The sequence below is a fragment of the Tsuneonella sp. HG222 genome (genome assembly GCF_053819185.1).
Genome location: NZ_JBSOQZ010000001.1, coordinates 936,374 through 958,965, shown reverse-complemented (window position 1 = coordinate 958,965; position 22,592 = coordinate 936,374). Strand labels below are relative to the sequence as shown.

The following is a 22,592-nucleotide window of genomic DNA, read 5'->3' as shown; positions in this document are numbered from 1 at the left end:
TCAACTATTCGCGCGCGCCGAGCCGCCGCAGGACCCGCCAGGCATAGGCCTTGGCCTTGTTGGTCCGCGGCCAGCGGCCGGTCCGCCTGGGTTCGAAGCCGCGCGCCCGCAGCCATTTGTTGAAGGCCCACGCGTCCGCCTCGGCGAACGACCAGTCGCTGCGCCAGGTGATCGACAGCGAGATCGACACCGCAGGTCCGTTTTTCACATAGTGCGGCGACATCACCGGTACGAAGATCGCGTCGCCGGGATTGAGGTCGAAGGGCGTTCCCAGACCCAGGAAGTCGTCGCTCCAGCGCAGTTCGCGTGCGCCGCCGGTGTGATATTGCTCATGCACCCGGTTGGGCGAGAACCGGGCGTCGCCGGCGGGATAGACGGTCATCGTCTTGGTCCCCTGCAACTGCAGCAGGATGTTGTGTTCGGGGTCGAAGTGATAGGGCGTCACAGCATCGGGGCTCGACACGAAGATGAAGCCCTGAGTCTTGAGCATGCGGCCGGTCCTGGCCACGATTTCGCTTTCGATCTCTCCCAGCAGGCCGGCCAGCAGCGCGGCATAGGCGGGATGCTGCTCGATGTTCTTGAGCACGGCCCAGGAACCGCTGGTGGCGATCGTGCGGATCGTTTCGCCGATGGTCAGGCCATTCGAGCCGGGCTTCCCATCGACGCCGATGGGCAGGTTGCCGCGATTGTATTCGACCGAGGCGTCGGGCAGCGCCTCGCCAAGCTGCGCCAGCGCCTCGATCGCCAGGAGCGGATGTTCGCGCAGGCCATGCTGCAGGACGTGCGTCACCTCGGGATAGTTTGCCGCGAAGCGGGCCCGGGTGGCCGGCGGGAAAGCGTCCAGGGCGATGCCCCCAAGGGTGTTGTTGATAGCCGTCATTGCTCGATTCCTCGGGTTTCGCGCCGCGCGAGGGCGGCGAACAGGCGGCGACGGAGCGGGCCGCCGATTGCAACGGAGACGCGGCCGATCGCCCGGCGCTCGCGCCACAGGTGATCAATCATCGGGTGGTCGGGCGCCGCGCAACTGTCGCACCAGGCGATGTCGGGGCGTTCGAGCAGGTCGAGGTTTTCGCGCTGCAACAGCACGCCGGGCGAGAAGCGGCCGAAGTCCTCGTCGAAGGCGGTCTTGTAGGAAAATGCCCCGGGTGGGGTGAGGAAGCTTGCCAGCATCGCGATCGACCGTCCGTCGAGCGTCAGTTCGAGCCGCTCCAGCCTGCCGCACCGGGCTGCGCCTGCGAGAGCCTGGCTGAACAGGCGCTTGGTGGTCTCCGAACTGGCCATGGCCGAGCCTTGCGCGCCCTTCCACCCGCGCGCCTCGAGCTCGAGGAACGCCGCGATCCACTGGTCGAGGCCTTCGCTTCCGCGCAGGCGGCGGACCTGCAGATCGCCCTGCTCGGCCAGCCGGTTGTGCTGGCGGCGCAGTTCCTTGCGCTTCTTGCCGCCCAGTGCGGCCGCGAAGTAGTCCTCCGGGGCGAGATCGCTGGCGAGCATGGCCCGCTCCTCGTGTTTGACGAGAGCCAGCCCGCGGCCCTCCGCCCGGCAGACTTCGCTCAGGGCGCCATGCAGCGGCCCCGCGAGCGGCACGTTCGTCAGGTGGAGGAACAGCGCCGCGCCGGCGTGCCGGTCGGCCCAGGCAAGGAGTTCGCGCCAGAAGATCTTCTCGAACCCCGCAGCGACCAGCGGCGTGCCCACGAAGCTGTTCGGGTGGGTCCAGCCGAACATCTGCGGGAATGGGTAGCCGTAATAGGTCCAGTCGCGCGCCAGCGGCATCACGCCGGCCAGCACGCCATCGGCCTCCAGGCAGAGCAGCTTCACCCGGCCCGCCGGATCGAACGCTTCGAGGGCCGGCAGGAGATACCAGCTTTCGTAGAAAGGATTGGGCTCGGCCGCCCATTCGGCCAGCGCTTCCCACCGGACCGCCTCGTCCGGAACGGCCAGTTCGCGCCACGACTTCGCTTCGAGCCGGACGGTCGGCGCGGCGACTTCCCCCGCCGCAGCGGCAAATTGTGGAATCGCGGCGGGCCGTGTGGCCATCGGGCGTTAACTTTCGCGAGCGGCGGCGGGCGGTGCCGATGGCCCTTTTCCTAGGCGGGCAAGCCGAAAGAACAGTTAACGACCGTGCGGCAGGCAAAGAAAAACCCCGCCGGGATCACTCCCGGCGGGGTTCGGGTTCGTTGCCTGCCGTGTCAGCCCGCGAGAGCGGCCAGCAGCAGCAGGGCGACGATGTTGGTGATCTTGATCATCGGATTGACCGCCGGACCGGCAGTATCTTTGTAAGGATCGCCCACCGTGTCTCCGGTCACGGCCGCCTTGTGGGCTTCGCTGCCCTTTCCGCCGTGATTGCCGTCCTCGATGTACTTCTTGGCATTGTCCCACGCGCCGCCGCCGGCGGTCATCGACAGGGCGACGAACAGCCCGCCCACGATCACGCCGAGAAGCAGGGCGCCGAGGGCCGCGAAGCCGTTCTGCTGCCCGGCGATCGCGGTGATCACGAAGTAGACCACGATCGGCGCGAGCACCGGCAGCATCGAGGGGACGATCATCTCCTTGATGGCGGCCTTGGTGACCAGGTCGACGGTGCGGGCATAGTCGGGCTTGGACTCGTAGGTCATGATGCCCGGATTGGTGCGGAACTGCTCGCGTACGTCGATCACCACGTCGCCCGCAGCGCGTCCGACAGCCGTCATGCCCATTGCGGCGAAGAGGTACGGCAACAGGGCGCCGAGCAGCAGGCCGACGATGACGTACGGATTCTCGAGGCTGAAATCGACGTCCACGTCGGGGAAGAACTCGCCCAGGTCGGTGGTGTAGGCGGCGAACAGGACCAGCGCTGCGAGGCCTGCCGAACCGATGGCGTAGCCCTTGGTCACCGCCTTGGTGGTATTCCCTACGGCGTCGAGCAGATCGGTCTTCTCGCGCACGCTGTCGTCGAGACCGGCCATTTCCGCGATACCGCCGGCGTTGTCCGTCACCGGGCCGTAGGCGTCGAGCGCTACGACCATGCCGGCGAGCGCCAGCATCGCGGTCGCCGCATAGGCAATGCCGATGAGGCCGGCGAGCTGGTACGCGATGATGATGCCCGCAACGATCACCAGCGTCGGCAGCGCGGTCGCTTCGAGCGAGATAGCCAGGCCCTGGATGACGTTTGTGCCGTGGCCGGTTTCCGACGCCTTGGCGATCGACTTGACCGGGCGGTACTTGGTGCCGGTGTAGTATTCGGTGATCCAGATGATCAGGCCGGTGATGACCAGGCCGAGCAGCGAGCACCAGAACAAGTCCCAGCCGGTGAAGCTGACGACCTGTTCGGCCAGGCCTTCCGTCGCCACTGGTTCACCCAGGTCGACGCCTTCGAGGCTGCGGCCGATGGTCGTGTCGAGGCCGATCGCGTAGTCGATGACCAAGGCGATCAGCGGGACCGAGAGCACGGCGGTGACCAGGAAGCCCTTGTACATCGCGCCCATCACGTTCGTGCCGCCGCCCAGGCGGACGAAGTAGGTGCCGATGATCGAGGTGACGATGCACGCTCCGCCGATCAGCAGCGGCAGCGACATCATCGGCAGCAGCAGGTCGCCAAGGCCCTTCATGAGCAGCGCGGTAAGCACCATCGTGGCGCCCACGGTCACGACGTAGGTTTCGAACAGGTCGGCGGCCATGCCGGCGCAGTCGCCCACATTGTCGCCCACGTTGTCGGCGATGACGGCCGGGTTGCGCGGATCGTCCTCGGGGATTCCGGCCTCGACCTTGCCGACGAGGTCGGCGCCGACGTCCGCCGCCTTGGTGAAGATGCCGCCGCCGAGGCGCGCGAAGATCGAGATCAACGAGGCGCCGAAGGCCAGCGCGACCAGCGCATCGACGACGACGCGGCTATTGGCCTCGAAGCCCATCGAGCCGACGAGAACGTAGAAGAACACCGCGATGGCAAGCAGCGCGAGACCCGCTACCAGCATGCCGGTGATGGCGCCGGCGCGAAACGCCAGGGTCAGGCCTTCCTGCAGGCCCTTCTGGGCGGCGGCCGCGGTGCGGACGTTGGAGCGTACCGAGATATTCATCCCGATGAACCCGGCGACGCCCGAAAGCACGGCACCGATCACGAAGCCTGTGGCGCTGATGGGACCGAGGAAGAGGCCGACGAGTATCGCCACGACGATGCCGACAATGGCGATCGTGGTGTACTGGCGCTTCAGATAGGCCTGCGCGCCTTCCTGGATCGCAGCGGCAATTTCCTGCATCTTTTCGGAGCCGGCCGAACTGCCGAGCACCTGGCGGCTGGTGACGAAACCGTAGACGATCGCCAGCAGGCCCAGAACGATAGAAATGACTACGAGGTCCATGAGTGACCTTCCCCCTCTTGAATCCCTACTCCCCACCGTCTTCGCGAGGGGAAGCGGTTGGCTATAGGGCACGCGGGCGAGGCGCAAGGGGCAATCGGGCCATCCCGCCGGCTTCTCCACGATGCCAGCGCCCGCCGGCGGCGTGGCGCGAATACCACGCCCGGCGTTCCGGAATCATACAGGGATTCTAGGAATATTGCGGGTCACGATGGTATATAATACGGTAACCATCGATGGGGATCGTGATCATCAGGAAGCTGTTGCTGTGGATGCCGTTCCTGTTCGGGATCGGTTTCATCGCGCCGCTCACCGCCCAGTCGATGGACTACTGGGACATCGGCGCCCCGTTCGGCCTCTCCACACTTGCTTTCGGGCTGATCTTCGGCGGCGCCTGGGGCCTCTACGCCAACATCAAGGGCCGGTGGATCTGATGGACCGCCCGCTTGACGATCTCGCCCGCGACGAGACGATCGAGGCCCTGCCCGAAGGCGGCCTGATCGAAGGCGGCGTCACCCGCGACCGGGGCGATGCCGCCGGGCACGAGCCGGTGTTCCAGTGGCGCACGGCGCCCGAGCTCGACAAGCACGTGCGTGTCAGCCTGCGGATGCAGGAGCGCGAGGTCGCCGCCCGCTGGCTGTCCGACCCCAGGCAGATGCGGATCTACACCGTGGTCACGCTCGCCTGCTTCGCGCTGTGGATCGCCAGCTTTCCGCTCACGATGCTGGACATCACGCCGATCTGGCCGTGGTTTCTGTTTGCCACGTTCATCGCCGCGGTCGGCTACGTGCCGAGCCACGAGGCGATGCACAACAACATCGGGCGGCCCGGAACCAAGTATCACTTCTGGAACGAGGCGGTGGGACAGGTCGCCACGATCATCCTGATCTTCCCGTTCTCGATGGCGCGGCTGATGCACTTGCATCACCACTATCACACCAATCACCCCGAGAACGATCCCGACTACACCGACGGGGCCGACAGCAGCTTCAAGGCGTGGATCAAGACCTGGCTCAACCGGCAACCGGGGGCGGACGGATCGATCCACCATTACAAGCGCTGTCTCGAACGGATCGGCACGCCGGCCGCCAAGGTCGCCTTGCGCGATACGATGCTGCTGCAACTGGGCAGCATGGGCTTCATGTTCGCGCTCGCCTGGTCGGGTCATGCCTTCGAGGCCGCGTTCCTCTTCTGGCTGCCGCGGCACCTGGGTCTCAGCTACATCCGCTACTGGCTCAGCTGGGCGCCGCACCATCCGCGCGACGGGCTCGACCGCTATACCAACACCCGCGTGTTCAGCACCCGCGTCGGGCACTGGCTGTCGCTCGGGATGCAGTACCACATCGTCCACCATCTCTACCCGGGCATCCCCAACCACGCGACCAAGTACGCGTACTATGAAATGAAGCCCCTGCTGGAGAAGCGCGGAGTGGACTGCAGCGCGCTCTGAGCCTCAGTGCTCGTAACCCAGTTTTCCCTGCGGCTCGCGCCCGTCGACCAGCACGGGTGAGCCCCCGCCTTCGCCCACGCGCCCGATCCTGGACGCCGCAACCGGCGCTTCGCTGCCGCGCGGCAGGGTGAACAGCAACTCGTAATCGTCGCCCCAGCGCATGGCGTCCTCGCGCCGTTCCTCGGGGGCCTGAACGGGCACCGCGCTGCCATCGATCTCGATCGTCACTCCGCTGGCCTGTGCCATGCGGGACGCATCGAGCAGCAGGCCGTCGGAAATGTCCATCATCGCGGTGACGAGGGGCGCGAGCAACTCGCCTTCGATCAGCCGCGCCATCGGGCGGCGATAGCGCATCGTATCGGCGGCCAGGCCGCCGCGCATCGCTTCGAATCCGATCATCGCGCCGCCCAGCGCGCCGGTTATCCAGACCTCGTCGCTCGGCCTTGCTCCGCTGCGCGAGGGGACGGGAACGTGGGTCGCCGTGCCGATGGCGGTCAGGCCCCAGGTGCGCGCACCGGTTCCGCTCACGGTGTCTCCGCCGAGCAGCGGCACGCCGTAATGGCCGAGCACTTCCTCCAGCCCGGCCAGGAAGCGGTCATCCCCTTCGCCGAGTGTGTGTCCCAGCAGGACGCCAATCGGCCGCGCGCCCTTGGCCGCAAGGTCGGACAGGTTGCTCGCCACCAGCTTCCACGCGACATCGGCCAGGTCCTGGCCGGGCAGCGAGTGGACCCCCTCGACCATCGCGTCATGGGTCAGCACCAGCATCTCGGCGCCGAGCGGAAGAACTGCGCAATCGTCGTCCAAGCCCCGGGCCGCGGGATCGCGCGCGATCTGCCGCAGGGCGGCTATGAAGGCGGCTTCCCCTTTCATCCGGCGGTCATTTCGCTAAGCGACGGGGCAACGAAATGCACTATCGGGATTCGCACGCATGAAGACCCTTGCCCTTGTCACCGCCACTGCCGGGCTGCTCGCCTCCGCCACCCCGGTCGGCGCCTGGGGTCCGGTCGGCCATCGCATCACCGCGCAGATAGCGCAGGATAACGTCAGCGGCCAGACACGCGCGAGGATCGAGCAGATCCTCAACCACGAGCAGCTGCCCGAAGCCTCGACATGGCCCGACGAGCAGCGCTCGGGCCGGGAAGAGTTCTGGCGGCGCACCTCTTACCCCTGGCATTTCGTCACCCTGGCCGATGCCGCGGACGGTGCCGAGGACCTGGTCCACCCGCCCGAGGGCGATGCCGTGACGGCCCTTGAGATGTTCACCCGCGAACTGCGCGATCCCGCCACCACGCCCGAAAGGCGCGAGCTGGCGCTTCGGTTCGTGGTGCACATCGTGGGCGACCTCCACCAGCCGCTCCACGTAGGGAAGGACGGCGACCGCGGCGGCAACGACGTACAGGTCCTGTGGTTCGACAACCCCGTACGCACCAACCTGCACTGGGTGTGGGACGTGGGCATGATCGAGAAACAGGCGCTCAGCTACAGCGAGTATGCCGAGCGGCTCGAGGGCCGGATGAAGCCCGAGCAGGTGGTCGAATGGTGGGAGCCGCGGCCGGCGATCTGGCTCGACGAGAGCATCGCCCTGCGCAACCGGATCTACCCCACGGCGACGGCGGAATTCGGCAACGGCACGGTGGAGGCGCCGTTCAAGCTGCAGTACCTCTACACCTACGACTGGAACGCCGCGATGGAGCAGCGCCTGCAGCAGGCCGGCATCCGCATGGCGGCCTATCTGGACTGGGTGTTCGCCGAAGCGCGCTAGCTAGCTGCGCACGGCCTTGGCCACGCCGTCGAGCACGCCGTTGACGAACTTGGCCTCGCGCTGTTCGAAGAAGGCGTGCGCCACGTCGACGTATTCGCTGATCGCGGTGCCGACCGGAATGTCGGCCCGGGCAAGCAATTCGTAGGCCCCGGCGCGAAGGATCTGCAGCATCGTCCGGTCGAGCCGGGCGATAGTCCAGCCCTCGGCCAGACGCTCGGTCAGCAGGGCGTCGATCTCCTCGATGCGGGCGATCGTGCCGCTGACCACGTCGTCGAAGAAGTCGACGTCGGCGTCGGCATATTGCGCGTCCTCGATCTCGCGGCCGAGCCGGTGCTGGTGGAACTCGTCGAGCAATCGCGCCGAGCCGGTCCCTTCCATCTGGTACTGGTACAGCGCCTGCACCGCCGCGAGGCGGGCGGCGGAACGGGCCTGGGAGCGCCGATTGCCTTTGGAACTCACTTGAGACGGACCTTCACGGATTCAGCGTGGGCCGGCAGACCTTCCGCCTCGGCCAGCGCGATGGCGGCGGGGCCGATCTGTTCGAGCGCCGCGCGGTCGAGCTGGATGAAGCTCGTGCGCTTCATGAAATCGAGCACAGACAACCCGCTGGCGAACCGCGCGCGGCGGCCCGTGGGCAGGACGTGGTTGGGCCCCGCGACGTAATCGCCGACCGCCTCGGGCGTATGGCGCCCCAGGAACACGCTGCCCGCATGGCGCAGTTCGGCAAACATGGCCTCGGGATCCTCGACCGCGAGTTCGACGTGCTCGGCCGCCAGGCGATTGGCGAGGCCGACGGCCTCGGCCAGATCCTGCACCAGGATGATCACGCCGTGATCGGTCCAGCTCGCCTTGGCCGTGCGATTGGTCGAAAGCATCGCGCACTGTACGTCGACGCGGTCTTCCACCTGCTCGGCGAAATCCTCGTCGTCGGTGATCAGGATCGACTGCGCGGCCGGATCGTGTTCGGCCTGGCTCAGCAGGTCGGCGGCGATCCAGTCAGGGTCGTTGCTGCTGTCGGCGATGACCAGGATCTCGCTCGGGCCGGCGACCATGTCGATACCCACCACGCCGAACAACTGGCGCTTGGCTTCGGCGACGAAGGCATTGCCCGGCCCGGTGATCACATCGACCGGGCGGATCCGCTGTGTGCCATAGGCGAGCGCGCCGATCGCCTGCGCCCCGCCCATGCGCCAGATCTCGTCGATCCCGGCGATGTGCGCGGCAGCCAGCACCAGCGGGTTGCAGGTGCCCTTGGGCGTCGGCGTGGCCACCGCCAGCCGCTTGACCCCTGCCACCCGGGCCGGAATGGCGTTCATCAGCAGGGACGAGGGGTAGGACGCCCTGCCGCCGGGCACGTAGAGCCCCGCCGCATCGACCGGACGCCACTTCGCCCCGAGCCGAACGCCGGCATCGTCGACGTAGTCGCGGTCGGCGGGAAGCTGGCTTTCGTGATAGGCCCGGATGCGCTGCGCCGCCAGTTCGAGCGCCTGGCGCAGCTTCGCGTCGAGCGCGAGGAAGGCCATCTCGCACTCGTCCTTCGAGATGCGCCAGCTGGAGATGTCGGCGGTGAGAAAATGGCCGTCGTAGCGCGCAGTCATTTCCTGCAGCGCCTCGTCGCCCCGGCCGCGGACCTTCTCGAGGATGTCGCTCACGGTGCGTGCGACGTTGTCGCCACTCTCGCGCCGGTCGTCGACGATGCGCTGGAACTTCCTGGCGAACTCCGGGTCGGTGGTCTTCAAGCGCTGCATCAGGCGGCGTCCGCATCCGACAGCGCGCGGAACCGTTCCACCAGCGCGGCGACGCGCGGGTCGGTCTTCAGCGCGGCGCGGTTGACGATCAGGCGCGCGGAAATGTCCATGATGGTGTCGGTCTCCACCAGCCCGTTGTCCGCCAGCGTGCGCCCGGTCGATACCAGGTCGACGATCCGCCCCGCCAGGCCCAGGCCGGGCGCCAGCTCCATCGCGCCGTTCAGCTTGATGCATTCCGCCTGGATGCCCTGCGCCTCGAACCAGCGCTTGGTCAGGTTGGGATACTTGGTGGCGACCCGCAGGTGGCTGGGGTTGCCCGGATTGTAGGGCGCGGTGTCGCGCGGCTCGGCCACCGAAAGGCGGCAGCGCCCGATGCCCAGGTCGACCGGGGCATAGAGCTCGGAGAAATCGAATTCGTCAATCACGTCGCTGCCGACGATCCCGGCCTGCGCCGCGCCGAAGGCCACGAAAGTCGCCACGTCGAACGCGCGAACCCGGATCAGGCGCGCCTGGCCGCCCTCGCACGCAAAAGCCAGCGCCCGGTTGCCCTTGTCGTGAAAAGCGCTTTCCGGCACGAGGCCCGCGCGCGCCATCAGCGGCAGTGCCTCGTCGAGAATGCGGCCCTTGGGGACGGCAAACGTGAGAGGGCGTTGGGGCGGCGGCGCGGTCATGGTCGGGGCGCAGATAGGCAAGCACCGGGGAAAGGGCAACGCAAATGGCCGAGGGCAAGCCCGTGATGGAAATCGCCGACGTCCGCGAGGCGATCGAGTGGCAGGCCCGCCACGGCGAGGAGGCGGGCGCGCCCTGCACAGCGCGGGTAATTCGCGCGGAGCTGGCGATCCTCGACGGGCCGAGCGCGACGGGGCGGCGGATGGCCAACTGGCAGGGCCTGTCGCTGGCCGACGCGATGCCGCTGCGTGTCGCGGGCGGCCTGCACTGGCTCTACCTGAGCGGCGAGGACCGTCGGCTCGAACCTGTCTACGCCGGTCTGCTGACCGATCAGCGCGCGATCAACGCGATCGTCGCCAGCATGGCCGAGATGTTCGACGCACGCCTCATGCCCTGGCTCGACGGGCCGCCCCAGACCAACGAGGCCGGCCGTTCCGCCAGCGTGATGGCGGGGCTGCTGTGGCTGTCTCAGCGGCTTGGGCCGAAGTTCGAACTGAACGAGATCGGCGCCAGCGCGGGCGTGAACACGATGATGGATCGCTATCGCTACGATCTGGGCGGGACGACCGCAGGCCCGGCTGCCTCCCCGATGACCATCGCGCCGGAGTGGCGCGGCGATCCGCCGCCGCAGGTTACGGTGGAGATCGTATCGGTGCGCGGCTGCGACCTCGCGCCGATCGATCTCGGCGATCCGGACCAGGCGCTCAGGCTCAAGGCCTATGTCTGGGCCGACGCCACCGAGCGCATGGCGCGGCTCGACGCGGCGATCGAGATGGCCGGGCGCGCCGCGCCGGAGGTCGTGCGCCAGGACGCCGCGGATTTCGTGCGCGAGATGCTGGCCCGTCCGCAGCAATCGGGGGTGACGCGGACGATGTTCCACACGGTGATGTGGCAATACCTCCCCGATAGCGCGAAGGCCGAGATCGAGCGGATGATGCTGGCGGCCGGGAAGTCTGCCGCTGCCGACACTCCCCTCGCCTGGATCAGCCTGGAGACCAACCGGGCGACGTTCAGCCACGAGCTCGTGGTGCGCTACTGGCCCGGCGGCGAGGAGCCCGTCCTGCTCTCGACCGCGCACCCGCACGGCGCATGGGTCGAATGGCGCGGGGCGGACTGACCGCCAACCGTCAGCGCAGGAAATCGTCCATCGCGGCATTGACCGCATCGGGCGCTTCCCACGGGACGAAATGGCCGCTGCCGGGCACCGTCACCAGCCGCAGATCACCGACCCAGTCGCTGAGGCCCTCGGTGTTGACCAGCGGCAGGGCCTCGTCCCCTTCCGCCCAGACGACCAATGTCGGGATGGCAATGCGCGGCAAGGGAAACGGCGCGTAATCCTCGGGCAATGCCAGCGGCGCGTCGGCGGGAGGCACGTCGATCGCGCTCGCCCGATACCAGTTGAGCATCGCGAAGGCCCGCTCGGGATCGGCCCACTCCTCCAGCAGGATGGCACGTTCCTCGGGCGGCATGGGCGAAGGCTTCGACCAGTCGAGCGCCTTGAGGAGAAGCGTGCCGAGGCCGTGCTGGCGCACCAGCTCGTCGTTGGCCGGATCGCGGAAGGCGCGCATGTACTGGCTCGCGCGGCGTTGCGCCCGGTCGGTCCACAGCAGCCGCTGGAAAATCGCCGGGTGCGGCGCGTTGGCGATCACGCAGCGCTCGACCCGGGTGCCCTGCCCCAGCGCAGCGACGATCCACGCGATCGCCCCGCCCCAGTCGTGGCCGACGATGGTGAAGCGGTCGATCCCCAGCGCATCGGCCAGCTGGAACACGTCGCCGGCCAGCTTGTCGGCGGTGTAGTCGCTCACTTCGGGCGGCCTGGAGGACTGCCCGTAGCCCCGCTGATCGGGCGCGACGCAGCGGAAGCGATCCGAGAAATGCGCGACCTGGTGGCGCCAGGTGCGGTGGTTCTCCGGAAAACCATGCAGGAAGATCAGCGCCGGCGCGCCGCGCGGGCCGGTGTCTTCCACCGCCAGTTCGACGCCGCTGGCCAGCGCGACGCGATGCATCAGGGGTAGCTGACGGTGATCGGCTTCTCGGGCAGCGGGATGAATTCCACCTCGTCACCCGGCACCGGCGCGAAACGGCCTTCGCGCCAGTCTGCCTTGGCCTGTTCGATCCGCTCGCGGTCCGAACTGACGAAATTCCACCAGACATGCCGCCGGGTGGCGAACGCCTCTCCGCCCAGCAGCATCGCGCGCCCGCCGCGTTCGCTTTGCAGGGTCATCGCCTCGCCCGGCTTGAGGACATAGAGGGTGTAGAGGGACAGGGGCTGTCCATCGAGGCTGCCCTCGCCGCCGACCAGCATTACCGCGCGCTCGTCCGCCTCCGCCTCGATCGGCAGCGACGCGCCGGGGGCCAGCACGATATCGGCGTAGATCGTTTCGGCATGGCAGGTCGTCCGTGCGCGCTCGCCCCACAGCGAGCCCATGATGATCCGCGCCTCGGCCCCGCCGTCGGAGATCACCGGCAGGTCGCTCACCGCTTCGAAGGCCGGGGCAATCTCTTCCTGCCCGTCGGGCAGCGCGAGCCAGGTCTGCATGCCGTACAGCTTGGGCCCGCCCGCCCGCTCGCTCGCCGGGCTTCGTTCGGAATGGACGATGCCGCTTCCGGCGGTCATCAGGTTGACCGTGCCGGGGTGGATCGTACTGTAGGTGCCGAGGCTGTCGCGGTGGTCGATCGCGCCCTCGAACAGCCAGGTGACCGTGGCGAGGTTGATGTGCGGGTGCGGGCGCACGTCCATCCCCTCCCCCAGCGCCAGTTGTGCGGGGCCGAACTGGTCGACGAACACGAACGGTCCCACCATCCGGCAATCCACGCTCGGCACCGCGCGGCGCACCTGGAAGCTGCCGAGATCGTGAGTGACGGGGGTGACTGTTTTGATGATGCTCATTGCCAAATCTCCGTCATTGTTCGTCCAGCTCCTCGTAGTGGCGGAAGATGCCGTCCTCGTTGAATTCGATGCGCCGCTCGCTGGCCAGGTATTCGGCCAGGCCCTCGATCTCCGGCACCGCGGATTGCAGCCCTTCGAGCCAGGCCCAGGTCCCCTGCATCTTCCTCATGTAGTTGGGGAACATGTAGTCCAGCCCTTCCATCACCTGGAACAGGCTGGTGTCGACATGGCTCCACTGGTCGCCCAGCACGAAAGGCCCGCCGTTGGTGCCCACCGCGTTGTCGAAATGGATTAGCCACTTGGGGATCCGGTTGGCGCGGAAGTCCTCCGCGCGGCTGTAAGCGGCATCCATCTGGTCGGCATAGAAGAGGCCGCTGGCGATCGAGTGGTGGACCGAATGCACTTCGGCCACGAAGTCGGCGATGTCGAACTGCAGCTGGACGAGGCCGAGATCGGTCGCGAGGTCGCCGCTGCCCAGCCCTTCGCGGTCGTTGAGATAGGTGAGGATGAGCGCGGTCTGGCCGATCACGATCTCGTCGTCGACGATGTAGGGCGGCGCGAACGGGCGGATGCCCTGGCGGGCGTGCAGGTCCTCGACCAGCGCGTCGGCACTCTCGTCGCGCGCGACATCCTCGTAGTCGATCTCGGCGGCTTCCATGAACAGGCGGACGAACTCGCCGCGGCCGGGGATCGTCGGCCAGTACCAGAGCTGGATGCTCACGCGCCGTCCCCGCCGCCTTCTCCGGGAGCGAAGGCGCGGATTGCCATGGCGTGGACCCGCTGGCCCGGAATGTCGCCTAACGCGCGGTTGACCATTCGCTGGCGTTCCAGCCGGCCCTTTCCGGCGAACGCGGCGCTTTCGACCACCAGGGTGAAGTGCGATTCGCCGCTGCCGTCGTCGCCCATGTGGCCATGGTGCTTGGCGCTGTCGTTGATCACCTCGAGCCGGGTCGGCGCGAAGGCCTCCTGCAGCAGATTTTCGATTTCCTGTGCAACCTGTCCGGTCAACGGTCTTTCCTTTTTTGCGAGTCTCCCCATCCTATAGCCAATGCGCAGCGCAAGGTTCCATGGAAGGTTCGAGGATAGCCAACGCGCGTGCGAGGCGCCCGGATGCGACGAAGCGGGGGAGTTCCGCGCGCCCGGCAGCCGGTCTTCCGGGTTCGACGGGCCGGGCCAGTGGCGCTGGTTCTGCCTCGACCACGTGCGCGAGTTTAACGCGGGCTACGACTGGTTTGAGGGCATGAGCGCCGAGGAGATCTACGCCGCGCAATCGCCGCTCGGCGGCTGGGCGCGCGAGACCCGGGCCTTCACCCCCGGCGCCAACGGCATGCCGCGCTGGACCGACTTCGACGACCCGCTCGACGCGATCGGCGCCCGCGCGGGTGACATCAAGGCGCGGGCGGCGGGCGAGGCGAAGCGCCGCGCCGCCTGGCAGGCGGCCCACCCGCGCTTCACCGTGCGCGAGCACGAGGCGCTGAGCGTGATGGGCCTGTCCGCGCAGAGCGACCGGCCGGCGCTGCGCCGCCGCTACAGCGAACTCGTCCGCCGCTACCACCCCGACCGCAACGGCGGCGACCGCAGCCACGAAGTGCGCCTGCAACGGGTGATCGAGGCCTATCAGCTGCTGCGCAAGGCCGCCGCCTTCGCCTAGCCTTCGCTCTGGGCCTGAGCGATCAGCGCATCGTCGATCGCCTTCGCCTCGCGATAGGCCGGACGGGCGCGGAAGCGCTCTGCATAGGCGAGGAAGGAGGGGCGATCCGGCAGGAACCCGAACTTCAGCCCCCAATCGACCGACATTCCGACATAGACGTCGGCCATCGTGAAGCGGTCGCCGCAGACGTAGTCATGGCTGTCGAACCAGTGTTCCAGCGTATCCACCGTCAGGTCGTAGGTGCCGAACCCGGCCGAGGCCTCGCGGTTCGCCGGAACCTGCCAGCCCAGCATCTTCGCCGTGGCCGCCTGTTCCAGCGGCCCCGCGGCGAAAAACATCCAGCGGAAATAGTCCGCCTTTTCATGGTCCTGCGGCGAAAGGTTAGACGAAGTGTACACCGCCGCGAGGTAATGGCAGATCGCAGCTGCCTCGGTCACGACGCGATCGTGGCCGCCGTCGTGATGGATGATCGTCGGCAGCTTGCCCATCGGGTTGGCGTCGAGCAGCGCCTTCGGCTTGTGGCCCCAGTCGACGAACACGGCATCGTAATCTGCCCCGACCTCATGCAGCGCCCAGCGCACGATCTGCGCCCGGCTCATCGGATTGAAGAAGAACGTGATCGCAGCCATCGAATCGCTCCCGGCAACATTGCAAGCGGAGAACATTTACAGAACGCTGCCCTGTAGGAAAGGTCGTAACACCCTTACAGCCGCAATTCGCCCCCCGGCGGAAAGTAGCCGCGGAAGGGGGCGGCATCGTCGATGCAACGCACAACGGGCGGCAGCTTGAGCAGCCGTTCCCGCAATGCCCAGAGCCGCGGGCAATCGCCCGGTATCGGCTCGCACCAGTCGGCATAGAACAGCGCCGGGGCCGCGGCGCAGGTGATTAGCGACACGTCGGTCGGCAGGTCGTGCGACCCCAGCCATCGCTCCAGCCAGGCATAGGCCCGGCGCAATCCTGCCTTGCCGGCCTCGACCTCGGCCATGATCGGCTCGCCGACGATGGGCGTCTTCCCGACTTCGGTGTTGGTCAGGTAGGCGCCGACGATGCGCTGGAAGTTGCTTTCCAGGTAGTTGTCGAACACCCGGTCGATCATCCGGGCCTGCGCCGCTTCGGCCGGGTCGGCGGGGATGAGCGGCGCCGGCCCGGGATGATGGACGGCGAGGTACTCGACGATCGCGGTCGCCTCGATCACCACGGTCTCGCCGTCGGCCAGGATCGGGAACTTGCCCGCTGGATGCTCGGCATGAACGAAAGCATTCGCCTCCTCGCTTCCCGCCGGGCCGATCTCGCGGAAGGTGAACTGCGTTCCGTTCGCATAGAGCGGGATCAGCGCCTTCCAGGTGTAGGACGAGAACAGGTGGCCGTAGAGCTCCATGCTCACCAGTCGCCCCGGGCGATCGCGCTCTGGCGCCGCTCCTCGCTCGGATTTGATTGCGCGGGCGGACTGTCGCCTTGTGCAATGCCGGGCGTCGGTTCGAAGGTCGCGACGGCGGTGCCCCTGGCGGTCATCCGGCCGGAGACCAGCCGCATCGTCGTGGGCGGCGCGCCGTCATGGAAGGTGTGCTTGCCCTTGCCCAACACCAGCGGATAGGTCAGCAGGGTCATCCGGTCGAGCAGGCCGCGCTGCATCAGCCCGGGGTAAAGCGTGCTGCTGCCCCAGATCTGCAGGTCCGGCCCCTCGCCCGCCTTCACCTCGGCCAGTTCCTCGAAACTGCCGATCCGCCGGCTCCCTGCCCAATCGAGCGGCGCATCCGACCGGGTCATGACGAACTTCTCCGCCGCGTTGAACTGGTCGGCCACCTCCTTGTCGTCACCGTCGTGATACGGCCAGTAGGAGGCAAAGATGTCGTAGGTCCGGCGCCCCAGCAGCAGGGCGTAGGGCGGCTGCAGGCTTTCGCCGATCGCTTCGCCCGCTTCCTCGTCGGGAAAGCCGAATTGCCACCCGCCAAGGTCGAAGCCATCGGTCGGGTCCTCGCTCGGCCCGCCCGGCGCCTGCATCACGCCGTCGAGCGTCTGAAACACGGTGCCCAGGATACGCCGGGCCATGCGTCAGCTGCCCTTGCGCGCGGCATCGATGGCGGCGACGTCGATCTTGCGCATCGTCATCATCGCTTCGAATGCGCGGGCCGCTTCATCGCCGCCCGCCTGCTGCGATTCCAGCAGCGTGCGCGGGGTAATCTGCCAGTTGAAGCCCCACTTGTCCTTGCACCAGCCGCACTGGCTTTCCTGCCCGCCGTTGCCGACGATGGCGTTCCAGTAACGGTCCGTCTCCTTCTGGTCCTCGGTCACGACCATGAAGCTCACGCTCTCGTTGGGCTTGAAAATGTCGCCGCCGTTGAGGCCCGAAAAACTCCGCCCCATCAGCGTGAATTCGACGGTGAGCGCATCGCCCTTCTTTCCGCCGGGGAAATCCGCCGGGGCGCGAAAGACGGTGCCGACGGAACTGTCGGGAAACGTCTCGGCATAGAACTGCGCAGCTTCCTCTGCCGTGCCGTCGTACCACAGCACGGTGGTCATCTTCTCGCTCATTGCATCACTCCTTGCGCGGGCCCACGAGGCCGAACGCCGCACCTTGCGGGTCCTGCGCGTGGACCGAATAGTCGCCACCCGGGATCTGCTGGATTTCGCCGGTCAGCTTGCCGCCCCCGGCTTCGACCGCCTGGGCCGCCCGATCGATATCGTCGACGCCGATGTAGATGTCCCACCGCGGACCGCGCCCGCCCGGCGTCGCGGGTCCGGCCGCGCCGATCATGCCTTCTCCGCGATAGAGGAACAGGTAGTCGCCCTGCTCGCCCATCGGCATCGACCCCTCCTGGCGCCAGCCGAAGAGTTCGCCGTACAGCGCGGCCGCCTTTGCGGGATCGGGCGACCACAGATCGTTCCAGCGGACGTGCTGCGGTTTCCCAGCGAACACGTCGCTTTTGGCGTCCGGATCGCCCGCGGGTGGTTGCGGGTCCATGACGTAGAAAACCGCGTCCCACGGGTCGGCAACCATCGCGATGCGGCCCACGCCCATGTCGCTGGGCGCCATGTGCACGGTGCCCCCGGCTTCCGTGAGCGCCTGGCAGGTCGCGTCGACATCGGGCGAATGAATGTAGGGAAACCAGCCCGGCTTCGTTCCGTGCCCGGCCATCGCGGGCGTGATCGCCAGCACGCCGCCCGCATTGCCGCCATCCGACCGGCCGATCATCCGGTATTCGCTGCCGTTGGGCATCCTGTTGCCCTCTGCCTGCAGGTTCCAGCCGACCACCGCGTCGTAGAACGCCTTGGCGCCCGCTGGGTCGTCGGTCATCAGCTCGTACCAGACGAAAGCGCCGCGATCCTCCTGCCTGCCCATCGCTCAGCGCCCGCGGTCGACGATGGGGACGAAACCGCCCCAGTACATTCGCTTGCCGTCGAACGGCATGTCCACGCCGTTCATGCGTTCGTCGGCCATGATCTTTTCCCAGCCCGCCTTGCGGGTCGCCTCGTCGGGCCATTCGACGAACGAGAACACCACGCTCTCGCCCTCCTTCGCCTCGACAGAACGCGGGAAGCTGGTGACCTTGCCCAATTCGATGCCGGAACCCCAGGCCTCGACGTCGCGCAGCGCGCCGTGGTCGAGGAACACCTTGGCCGCATCGGTCGCCATCTTGACGTAAGCTTCCCGATTTTCATCCGGCACAGGGGCCACGAAACCATCGACATAGCCGCCGCCCCTGGACACGCCTTCATCGAGGAAGGGTTCGAAGCCGCCATAGACCATCCGCGTGGAGTCGAACGGCATGTCCTTGCCCATTTCGTCCATGCGCGGGTCGTTCATCAGTTTCTCGTTGCTGGCGTCTGCCGTGGCTTTGTCGGGCCAGGCGACCCACGAGAACACGACCTTCTCGCCATCCTCAAGCGCGACGGCGCGGCGGAAATCGGTCTGCTTGCCGTCGGAAACGTCGGCCTCCCAGGCCTCGACGTGCTCGATCGCTCCGTTGTCGTGGGCGATGGGCCAGAACTTCTCGGCCATGTCGCGATAGGCGTCCTGCTTCTCGGCGGGGACGGGGACGATGAATCCTTGCAGATACATGATCAGGCTCCTTGTTTGGACGGGGGTACGCCGTCGAAATCTTCCAGCTGCGATGCGAGCGCCCGCTGATAGGCCGGCCGCTCCAGGCCGCGCGCGTGATAGGCGGCCAGGTTGGGGAATCCGGCGACGAAATCGGTATCGCGCAGATTGTTCAGCACTGTGACCATCATGATGTCGGCGATCGAGAACTCACCGGCCAGCCAGTCCTTGTCGCCCAGGGCGTCGGACACTCGCTTCAGTTTCTGCTTCAGCAGCGGCAGCACGGCCTCTTCGGCGCTCGCCGCCCAGTCCTTGCCGGCATTGAAGACGTGGTAGGTGAAATACCGCTGGATGGTCGGCTCCACGCTGTTGAGCCCGGCAAACAGCCAGGAGATGGCCTGCCAGCGGGCCGGCGCATCCTGCGGCAGCAGGGCGCCATGCTTTTCGGCGATGTAGAGCAGAATGGCGCCGGTTTCGAAGAACGCGAGGTCGCCGTCGCGGAAGGCGGGGACCTGCTCGAACGGTTGCCACTGGGCGTAGTCATCGGGGCGCGGCGCGGCGGCGCCGAACTTCTCGATCGCGTAAGGCTGGCCGATTTCCTCGAAGGCCCAGCGGACCCGCAGGTCGCGCACCAGGCCCTTGGCGAAATCGGGCACCCAGTCGAAGGCGGTGACGGTTGGCGCGGCCATCATGCAGCCCCCGGCTGCGGGGCGGCTTCACCGCTGGCGAACTTGGGGTCCATCCAGAACGGCTCCCAGATGTTGCCGTCGGGGTCCTCCAGCGTGCGCTGATACATGAAGCCGTGATCCTGCGGCTCGCTGGTGTCCACCGCGCCCCCCGCGGCGGCGCCTGCCTCGACCAGGCGATCGACCGCCGCCCGGTCTTCCAGCACCAGCGCCAGCATGTGCTGCGCGCTCTTGAACCCGTCGGGGATCGCCTTGGCGGTGAAGCCCTGCCACTTGGGATGGGTGAGCAGCATGACGTAGATCGCGTCGGACCACTTCATGCAGGCAGCGGTCTCGTCGGTGAAGTTGGGCTGGTTTACGAACCCGAGCGCCTCGTAGAAAGCCCGCGACTTGCCGAGATCGGCCACCGGCAGGTTTACGAAAATCATCTTCTCCATCGCTCTCTCTCCATTCGCGACTCGGGACTTGCCTTTGGTGCACTTGTCAGTTACTAAAAGCAACCGTGAAGTTACAAAAAGAAACCGAGTCGCCGCGAAAAGGTCATGGCAAGTGGTACGAGGACGCCTGCGGAACGGCGTTCGCGATGGAACTCGTCGGCGAACGCTGGTCGATGCTGGTGATCAGGGAACTGATGTTCGGCGGGCGCCGCTTTTCCGAACTTCGCGCCAGCCTGCCCGGCATTTCGGCCAAGGTGCTCACCGAGCGGCTTGCCGGGCTCGAGGCGGCGGGCGCCGTGCGCAAGGTCGCCCTCCCCTCGCCCGCCAACGTGCAGGTCTACGAACTGACCGAATGGGGCCAACTGGCCGAACCCGCGATCCAGGAACTGGGCCGGTGGGCCGCCACCCATGTCGCGCACGATCCCACGCTGCCGCTGTCGCCGGTCTCGCTGATGCTGTCGCTGCGGACCATGCTGGACAAGGAGAAGGCGCGGCACCTCAGCGCTACGGTCGGGTTCGAGGTCGCGGGCGAGAGCTATGTGGCAACGGTGAAGGACGGGACGATGCCGATCGTTCGCGGGCCGACGGCCGGGGCCGACGTCGTCGTCCGCGCTCCGGCCGCGCCGCTCGTCGCCGCCATGATCTACCTGAAGGTTCCTCCGGCCGGGCTTGCCGGACAGGGGTTGACGGTCGAAGGCGATCCGTCGCTTTTCGCGCGCTTTATCGACCTCTTCCATCTCCCCCAGAAGGTGGGCTGAACGGCCAATCGGCAACTGGATTGCCGGTTGCAGCACCCCTCCCCCGCGTCTAGGCGTTCACCACGATGAACGAGATGACCAGCACCCACGGAGAATCGGGCACTGCGATAGCCGCGCCCGACCGCGAAATCGACGTCCGCGAGACCTTCGGCATCGACGTCGACTGGAAGGTCCCGGCCTTCTCCAAGGCCGACGAGCGGGTGCCCGATCGCGACGAGACCTACGTCTTCGACCGCGATACCACGCTCGCGATCCTGGCCGGCTTCGCCCACAACCGCCGGGTCATGATCCAGGGCTATCACGGCACCGGCAAGTCGACCCATATCGAACAGGTCGCCGCCCGCCTCAACTGGCCCTGCATCCGCATCAACCTGGATGCGCACATCAGCCGCATCGACCTGATCGGGCGCGATGCGATCGTGCTGCGCGACGGGTTGCAGGTGACGGAATTCCGCGAAGGCCTGCTGCCCTGGGCGCTGCAGCACCCGGTGGCGCTGGTATTCGACGAATACGACGCCGGCCGCCCGGACGTGATGTTCGTCATCCAGCGCGTGCTGGAGCAGTCGGGCAAGCTGACCCTGCTGGACCAGAACCGCGTGATCCGCCCCAACCCGTGGTTCCGCCTGTTCGCCACCGCCAACACGGTGGGCCTGGGCGACACGAGCGGTCTCTACCACGGCACCCAGGCGATCAACCAAGGCCAGATGGACCGCTGGAGCATCGTCACCGCGCTGAACTATCTGCCCGCCTCGGTCGAGCAGGAGATCGTTTCCGCCAAGACGACGGTCGATCCCAAGCTGGTGGCGGACATGATCCGCGTCGCCGACCTGACCCGTCAGGGCTTCATCGGCGGCGACATCTCCACCGTGATGAGCCCGCGCACCGTCATCACCTGGGCCCAGAACACCGAGATCTTCAACGATCCCGGCTTCGCCTTCCGGCTGACTTTCCTCAACAAGTGCGACGAGGCGGAGAGGATGCTGGTGGCCGAATACTACCAGCGCGTGTTCGGCGTGGAACTGCCTGAAAGCGTCGTGGCGAAGATCTAGGGCACGACGAGGTATTTCTCGCCCGTGCGGCGGGCGTTGTACTCCGCCACGGCCTCCTTCGACAGCATCTCCTCGAGGCCGACGCGCGCCTTGTAGTGACTGGCGAACGTGGTCGTCAGTCCGGCCATCACCCGCGTTCGCATCCGGCCGACCACCTCCGGTCCCGCCTTGGCCATGAACGGCGTGAGCAGCCAGCCGCCGATGTCCCATGTCAGCCCGAAGGCCCGGTTGAGGATCGTGGGCCCCATATCGAGCGCGCCGTAGATATAGACCTTCTTGGGCACCGACGATCCGTAGCGGCTGAAGGCGGCGCCGCGGCTGGCGGCCTGCTCCATCGCGGTCAGGATCTGCCCGGCGAGCGTGCCGCCGCCGATCGGATCGAAGCCGAGCATCGCGCCGGTCGAATGGATCGCCTCGGCAAGGTCCTGCTGGAAATCGGGCAGCGTCATGTCGAGCGCGTGCTCGGCGCCCAAGTCGCGTAGCAGGGCGACCTGCGCCTGGCTGCGGACGATATTGACCAGCGGTACCTTGTCCTCCGCGCAGATCCTCACCAGCATCTGCCCCAGGTTGCTGGCAGCGGCAGCATGGACCAGCCCCGTGAAACCCTCCATCCGCATGGTCTCGACGAAGCCCAGCGCGGTCATCGGATTGACGAAGCTTGATGCGCCCTGCTCGGCGGAAACATCGTCGGGCAGCGGCATCGCCATCGCCGCGTCGGCGAGAGCGTAGGTGGCATAGGCCGTCCCCGGCACGCAGGCGACCCGCTTGCCCAGCAGCGCACTGGCTGCCGGTGCGTCGCCCGCAGCAACGACCGTGCCGGCACACTCGTTGCCCGCCGGCATGGAAATGCCGTGGCGCGCCTTCATCGCGCGCGTCGCACCTTCCGGCATGCGCGCCACCACCTTGCCGGGCGCGTACTCCGCACTGTCGGTGTCGGCGGAGGCGAACAACAGGCCGAGATCCGATGGGTTGATGGGCGCGGCTTCGACCCGGACGAGAATCGTGTTGCCCTGCGGCTCGCTCCATTCGTGCGGCACGATCTCCACCGTGAGAGTGCCGTCATCGGCCAGGGTGGTCCGCAGTTGGTGGCCGCTATACGTCATGCGCCATCGCCTTTTCCTTCTT

27 protein-coding genes are annotated in these 22,592 nt (G+C 67.2%); 7 read left to right on the top strand and 20 right to left on the bottom strand.

Features of this window, described 5'->3' with window-relative positions:
- Window positions 1–4 precede the first annotated feature (4 nt).
- The 3 genes from ACWPMZ_RS04810 to ACWPMZ_RS04800 form a co-directional block, all read right to left on the bottom strand.
- Complete coding sequence (locus ACWPMZ_RS04810) at window positions 5–880, bottom strand: JmjC domain-containing protein (RefSeq protein WP_455702875.1); 876 nt, start codon at window positions 878–880, stop codon at window positions 5–7.
- A complete protein-coding gene (locus tag ACWPMZ_RS04805; RefSeq protein WP_455702874.1) occupies window positions 877–2,034 on the bottom strand; it encodes a GNAT family N-acetyltransferase in 1,158 nt (385 codons plus the stop codon). Before ACWPMZ_RS04805 ends, ACWPMZ_RS04810 begins: the two co-directional genes overlap by 4 nt.
- Window positions 2,035–2,186: 152 nt before the next feature.
- Window positions 2,187–4,331: a sodium-translocating pyrophosphatase gene (locus tag ACWPMZ_RS04800; RefSeq protein ID WP_455702873.1), complete on the bottom strand. Its 2,145-nt coding sequence runs from the start codon at window positions 4,329–4,331 to the stop codon at window positions 2,187–2,189.
- Window positions 4,332–4,564: 233 nt separating this feature from the next.
- Here ACWPMZ_RS04800 and ACWPMZ_RS04795 point away from each other — a divergent pair, with 233 nt between their 5' ends.
- Both ACWPMZ_RS04795 and ACWPMZ_RS04790 read left to right on the top strand, forming a co-directional pair.
- On the top strand, window positions 4,565–4,762 hold the full coding sequence (locus tag ACWPMZ_RS04795; protein ID WP_455702872.1) for a hypothetical protein: 198 nt from the start codon (window positions 4,565–4,567) through the stop codon (window positions 4,760–4,762).
- Complete coding sequence (locus tag ACWPMZ_RS04790) at window positions 4,762–5,778, top strand: fatty acid desaturase (RefSeq protein WP_455702871.1); 1,017 nt, start codon at window positions 4,762–4,764, stop codon at window positions 5,776–5,778. The genes ACWPMZ_RS04795 and ACWPMZ_RS04790 overlap by 1 nt, the downstream gene beginning before the upstream one ends.
- A 3-nt stretch (window positions 5,779–5,781) precedes the next feature.
- On the opposite strand, the gene thiL is transcribed toward ACWPMZ_RS04790, so the two are convergent.
- Window positions 5,782–6,648, bottom strand: coding sequence for a thiamine-phosphate kinase (gene thiL / locus ACWPMZ_RS04785; protein ID WP_455702870.1), 867 nt, complete (start codon window positions 6,646–6,648; stop codon window positions 5,782–5,784).
- A 58-nt stretch (window positions 6,649–6,706) separates the two neighbouring features.
- Between thiL and ACWPMZ_RS04780 the strand changes: the two genes are divergently transcribed.
- Window positions 6,707–7,540: a S1/P1 nuclease gene (locus ACWPMZ_RS04780; protein WP_455702869.1), complete on the top strand. Its 834-nt coding sequence runs from the start codon at window positions 6,707–6,709 to the stop codon at window positions 7,538–7,540.
- Here ACWPMZ_RS04780 and nusB read toward each other — a convergent pair whose 3' ends face one another.
- The 3 genes from nusB to hisG are packed head-to-tail and all read right to left on the bottom strand — an operon-like array spanning window position 7,541 to window position 9,959.
- Window positions 7,541–7,999, bottom strand: coding sequence for a transcription antitermination factor NusB (gene nusB, locus ACWPMZ_RS04775; RefSeq protein WP_455702868.1), 459 nt, complete (start codon window positions 7,997–7,999; stop codon window positions 7,541–7,543). It lies immediately after the preceding gene.
- A complete protein-coding gene (hisD, locus tag ACWPMZ_RS04770) occupies window positions 7,996–9,288 on the bottom strand; it encodes a histidinol dehydrogenase (RefSeq protein ID WP_455702867.1) in 1,293 nt (430 codons plus the stop codon). Before hisD ends, nusB begins: the two co-directional genes overlap by 4 nt.
- On the bottom strand, window positions 9,288–9,959 hold the full coding sequence (gene hisG / locus ACWPMZ_RS04765) for an ATP phosphoribosyltransferase (protein WP_455702866.1): 672 nt from the start codon (window positions 9,957–9,959) through the stop codon (window positions 9,288–9,290). Before hisG ends, hisD begins: the two co-directional genes overlap by 1 nt.
- A 44-nt stretch (window positions 9,960–10,003) precedes the next feature.
- On the opposite strand from hisG, the gene ACWPMZ_RS04760 reads away from it, so the two are divergent.
- A complete protein-coding gene (locus ACWPMZ_RS04760) occupies window positions 10,004–11,074 on the top strand; it encodes a DUF2332 domain-containing protein (RefSeq protein ID WP_455702865.1) in 1,071 nt (356 codons plus the stop codon).
- Between the two features lie 10 nt (window positions 11,075–11,084).
- On the opposite strand, the gene ACWPMZ_RS04755 is transcribed toward ACWPMZ_RS04760, so the two are convergent.
- From ACWPMZ_RS04755 to ACWPMZ_RS04740, 4 genes are read right to left on the bottom strand one after another with little or no spacing between them, the layout of a single operon-like run.
- Window positions 11,085–11,963, bottom strand: a complete 879-nt coding sequence (locus ACWPMZ_RS04755) for an alpha/beta fold hydrolase (protein ID WP_455702864.1) — start codon at window positions 11,961–11,963, stop codon at window positions 11,085–11,087.
- Entirely contained in the window at window positions 11,963–12,847 is an 885-nt protein-coding gene (locus ACWPMZ_RS04750) for a pirin family protein (protein WP_455702863.1), read from the bottom strand. The genes ACWPMZ_RS04755 and ACWPMZ_RS04750 overlap by 1 nt, the downstream gene beginning before the upstream one ends.
- Window positions 12,848–12,860: 13 nt before the next feature.
- Window positions 12,861–13,568: a glutathione S-transferase gene (locus ACWPMZ_RS04745; RefSeq protein WP_455702862.1), complete on the bottom strand. Its 708-nt coding sequence runs from the start codon at window positions 13,566–13,568 to the stop codon at window positions 12,861–12,863.
- Window positions 13,565–13,855, bottom strand: coding sequence for a BolA family protein (locus ACWPMZ_RS04740; RefSeq protein ID WP_455702861.1), 291 nt, complete (start codon window positions 13,853–13,855; stop codon window positions 13,565–13,567). The genes ACWPMZ_RS04745 and ACWPMZ_RS04740 overlap by 4 nt, the downstream gene beginning before the upstream one ends.
- 40 nt (window positions 13,856–13,895) lie before the next feature.
- On the opposite strand from ACWPMZ_RS04740, the gene ACWPMZ_RS04735 reads away from it, so the two are divergent.
- The gene (locus ACWPMZ_RS04735; protein ID WP_455702860.1) at window positions 13,896–14,498 is read left to right on the top strand and encodes a J domain-containing protein; all 603 of its coding nucleotides are present in this window, start codon (window positions 13,896–13,898) and stop codon (window positions 14,496–14,498) included.
- On the opposite strand, the gene ACWPMZ_RS04730 is transcribed toward ACWPMZ_RS04735, so the two are convergent.
- The 8 genes from ACWPMZ_RS04730 to ACWPMZ_RS04695 form a co-directional block, all read right to left on the bottom strand.
- Window positions 14,495–15,127 carry a glutathione S-transferase family protein gene (locus ACWPMZ_RS04730; protein ID WP_455702859.1) on the bottom strand — a complete coding sequence of 211 codons (633 nt, stop codon included), beginning with the start codon at window positions 15,125–15,127 and terminating at the stop codon, window positions 14,495–14,497. The genes ACWPMZ_RS04735 and ACWPMZ_RS04730 overlap by 4 nt on opposite strands.
- Window positions 15,128–15,201: 74 nt before the next feature.
- Entirely contained in the window at window positions 15,202–15,876 is a 675-nt protein-coding gene (locus ACWPMZ_RS04725; protein WP_455704162.1) for a glutathione S-transferase family protein, read from the bottom strand.
- 2 nt (window positions 15,877–15,878) lie between these two features.
- Complete coding sequence (locus ACWPMZ_RS04720) at window positions 15,879–16,547, bottom strand: dihydrofolate reductase family protein (protein ID WP_455702858.1); 669 nt, start codon at window positions 16,545–16,547, stop codon at window positions 15,879–15,881.
- Between the two features lie 3 nt (window positions 16,548–16,550).
- The gene (locus ACWPMZ_RS04715) at window positions 16,551–17,030 is read right to left on the bottom strand and encodes a VOC family protein (protein WP_455702857.1); all 480 of its coding nucleotides are present in this window, start codon (window positions 17,028–17,030) and stop codon (window positions 16,551–16,553) included.
- Between the two features lie 4 nt (window positions 17,031–17,034).
- Window positions 17,035–17,838 carry a VOC family protein gene (locus tag ACWPMZ_RS04710; protein ID WP_455702856.1) on the bottom strand — a complete coding sequence of 268 codons (804 nt, stop codon included), beginning with the start codon at window positions 17,836–17,838 and terminating at the stop codon, window positions 17,035–17,037.
- 3 nt (window positions 17,839–17,841) lie between these two features.
- Window positions 17,842–18,558, bottom strand: coding sequence for a DUF1428 domain-containing protein (locus tag ACWPMZ_RS04705; protein ID WP_455702855.1), 717 nt, complete (start codon window positions 18,556–18,558; stop codon window positions 17,842–17,844).
- Window positions 18,559–18,560: 2 nt separating this feature from the next.
- Entirely contained in the window at window positions 18,561–19,229 is a 669-nt protein-coding gene (locus tag ACWPMZ_RS04700) for a glutathione S-transferase family protein (protein WP_455702854.1), read from the bottom strand.
- Window positions 19,226–19,660 carry a VOC family protein gene (locus ACWPMZ_RS04695; protein WP_455702853.1) on the bottom strand — a complete coding sequence of 145 codons (435 nt, stop codon included), beginning with the start codon at window positions 19,658–19,660 and terminating at the stop codon, window positions 19,226–19,228. The genes ACWPMZ_RS04700 and ACWPMZ_RS04695 overlap by 4 nt, the downstream gene beginning before the upstream one ends.
- 146 nt (window positions 19,661–19,806) lie before the next feature.
- Between ACWPMZ_RS04695 and ACWPMZ_RS04690 the strand changes: the two genes are divergently transcribed.
- Window positions 19,807–20,418, top strand: a complete 612-nt coding sequence (locus ACWPMZ_RS04690; protein ID WP_455702852.1) for a winged helix-turn-helix transcriptional regulator — start codon at window positions 19,807–19,809, stop codon at window positions 20,416–20,418.
- Window positions 20,419–20,483: 65 nt separating this feature from the next.
- Entirely contained in the window at window positions 20,484–21,467 is a 984-nt protein-coding gene (gene cobS / locus ACWPMZ_RS04685) for a cobaltochelatase subunit CobS (RefSeq protein ID WP_455702851.1), read from the top strand.
- Here the strand turns inward: cobS and ACWPMZ_RS04680 are convergent.
- Complete coding sequence (locus ACWPMZ_RS04680) at window positions 21,464–22,570, bottom strand: zinc-binding dehydrogenase (RefSeq protein ID WP_455702850.1); 1,107 nt, start codon at window positions 22,568–22,570, stop codon at window positions 21,464–21,466. The genes cobS and ACWPMZ_RS04680 overlap by 4 nt on opposite strands.
- Window positions 22,571–22,592: the final 22 nt, after the last annotated feature.

Bases quoted from the DNA above. Each gene is read 5' to 3' on its own strand.
- ACWPMZ_RS04710 (WP_455702856.1), bottom strand. From the start codon at position 17,838: ATGGGCAGGCAGGAGGATCGCGGCGCTTTCGTCTGGTACGAGCTGATG.
- ACWPMZ_RS04695 (WP_455702853.1), bottom strand. From the start codon at position 19,660: ATGGAGAAGATGATTTTCGTAAACCTGCCGGTGGCCGATCTCGGCAAG.
- ACWPMZ_RS04730 (WP_455702859.1), bottom strand. From the start codon at position 15,127: ATGGCTGCGATCACGTTCTTCTTCAATCCGATGAGCCGGGCGCAGATC.
- hisG (WP_455702866.1), bottom strand. From the start codon at position 9,959: ATGACCGCGCCGCCGCCCCAACGCCCTCTCACGTTTGCCGTCCCCAAG.
- ACWPMZ_RS04705 (WP_455702855.1), bottom strand. From the start codon at position 18,558: ATGTATCTGCAAGGATTCATCGTCCCCGTCCCCGCCGAGAAGCAGGAC.
- ACWPMZ_RS04760 (WP_455702865.1), top strand. From the start codon at position 10,004: ATGGCCGAGGGCAAGCCCGTGATGGAAATCGCCGACGTCCGCGAGGCG.
- cobS (WP_455702851.1), top strand. From the start codon at position 20,484: ATGAACGAGATGACCAGCACCCACGGAGAATCGGGCACTGCGATAGCC.
- ACWPMZ_RS04790 (WP_455702871.1), top strand. From the start codon at position 4,762: ATGGACCGCCCGCTTGACGATCTCGCCCGCGACGAGACGATCGAGGCC.
- ACWPMZ_RS04690 (WP_455702852.1), top strand. From the start codon at position 19,807: ATGGAACTCGTCGGCGAACGCTGGTCGATGCTGGTGATCAGGGAACTG.
- ACWPMZ_RS04700 (WP_455702854.1), bottom strand. From the start codon at position 19,229: ATGATGGCCGCGCCAACCGTCACCGCCTTCGACTGGGTGCCCGATTTC.
- ACWPMZ_RS04795 (WP_455702872.1), top strand. From the start codon at position 4,565: ATGGGGATCGTGATCATCAGGAAGCTGTTGCTGTGGATGCCGTTCCTG.
- ACWPMZ_RS04755 (WP_455702864.1), bottom strand. From the start codon at position 11,963: ATGCATCGCGTCGCGCTGGCCAGCGGCGTCGAACTGGCGGTGGAAGAC.
- ACWPMZ_RS04805 (WP_455702874.1), bottom strand. From the start codon at position 2,034: ATGGCCACACGGCCCGCCGCGATTCCACAATTTGCCGCTGCGGCGGGG.
- ACWPMZ_RS04715 (WP_455702857.1), bottom strand. From the start codon at position 17,030: ATGAGCGAGAAGATGACCACCGTGCTGTGGTACGACGGCACGGCAGAG.
- ACWPMZ_RS04750 (WP_455702863.1), bottom strand. From the start codon at position 12,847: ATGAGCATCATCAAAACAGTCACCCCCGTCACTCACGATCTCGGCAGC.
- ACWPMZ_RS04720 (WP_455702858.1), bottom strand. From the start codon at position 16,547: ATGGCCCGGCGTATCCTGGGCACCGTGTTTCAGACGCTCGACGGCGTG.
- ACWPMZ_RS04735 (WP_455702860.1), top strand. From the start codon at position 13,896: ATGCGCAGCGCAAGGTTCCATGGAAGGTTCGAGGATAGCCAACGCGCG.
- hisD (WP_455702867.1), bottom strand. From the start codon at position 9,288: ATGCAGCGCTTGAAGACCACCGACCCGGAGTTCGCCAGGAAGTTCCAG.
- ACWPMZ_RS04780 (WP_455702869.1), top strand. From the start codon at position 6,707: ATGAAGACCCTTGCCCTTGTCACCGCCACTGCCGGGCTGCTCGCCTCC.
- ACWPMZ_RS04810 (WP_455702875.1), bottom strand. From the start codon at position 880: ATGACGGCTATCAACAACACCCTTGGGGGCATCGCCCTGGACGCTTTC.
- ACWPMZ_RS04800 (WP_455702873.1), bottom strand. From the start codon at position 4,331: ATGGACCTCGTAGTCATTTCTATCGTTCTGGGCCTGCTGGCGATCGTC.
- ACWPMZ_RS04680 (WP_455702850.1), bottom strand. From the start codon at position 22,570: ATGACGTATAGCGGCCACCAACTGCGGACCACCCTGGCCGATGACGGC.
- ACWPMZ_RS04725 (WP_455704162.1), bottom strand. From the start codon at position 15,876: ATGGAGCTCTACGGCCACCTGTTCTCGTCCTACACCTGGAAGGCGCTG.
- thiL (WP_455702870.1), bottom strand. From the start codon at position 6,648: ATGAAAGGGGAAGCCGCCTTCATAGCCGCCCTGCGGCAGATCGCGCGC.